The following is a 634-nucleotide window of genomic DNA, read 5'->3' as shown; positions in this document are numbered from 1 at the left end:
GGAACCTGGCGCTGGATCACCTCCTTACACGAAGATTATCGTGATGAGTGTCCACACAGATTGATATGGTTTAGATTAGAGAAGCAAACATAGTGTCCCGTTCGTCTAGAGGCCTAGGACACCGCCCTTTCACGGCGGTAACAGGGGTTCGACTCCCCTACGGGATACCACTTCCTTGCGAAGTAAAGGGGTCGTTAGCTCAGTCGGTAGAGCAGTTGACTTTTAATCAATTGGTCGCAGGTTCGAATCCTGCACGACCCACCAAACTCTTCCGCCACGGGAAGTAAAATACGTGGGCGATTAGCTCAGTTGGGAGAGCACCTGCCTTACAAGCAGGGGGTCACTGGTTCGAACCCGGTATCGCCCACCATATTATGGGGTTATAGCTCAGCTGGGAGAGCGCCTGCCTTGCACGCAGGAGGTCTGCGGTTCGATCCCGCATAACTCCACCATCTTTAAGCGCATTCGATGAGTGCTTTTAAAAATGGTTCCTGTTTTCTTTTAGTAGAAAGCGAATCTTGCTCTTTAACAATTTGGAAAGCTGACAAAACAACAATTTATTGTTGTTTGTAAAGTTCTCAATGTTTATCGAAAGATAAACACCAACAACACATTCAAGTGTGCTTGGTATCGA

General features: G+C 47.6%; 4 tRNA genes. All 4 read left to right on the top strand.

Annotated features, from left to right (window positions below):
• The first annotated feature begins 94 nt into the window (after positions 1–94).
• A tRNA-Glu gene (locus tag PUN32_RS14030) sits at positions 95–170 on the top strand.
• 18 nt (positions 171–188) lie between these two features.
• Positions 189–264 (top strand) — tRNA-Lys (locus tag PUN32_RS14025).
• A 30-nt stretch (positions 265–294) separates the two neighbouring features.
• A tRNA-Val gene (locus PUN32_RS14020) sits at positions 295–370 on the top strand.
• A gap of 6 nt (positions 371–376) precedes the next feature.
• Positions 377–452: transfer RNA gene (locus tag PUN32_RS14015), tRNA-Ala, on the top strand.
• The last annotated feature ends 182 nt before the right edge of the window (positions 453–634 follow it).

The sequence above is a fragment of the Vibrio chanodichtyis genome, assembly GCF_028863985.1.
GTDB classification, from domain to species: domain Bacteria; phylum Pseudomonadota; class Gammaproteobacteria; order Enterobacterales; family Vibrionaceae; genus Vibrio; species Vibrio chanodichtyis.
This window is presented reverse-complemented; position numbering and strand designations above follow the sequence as displayed.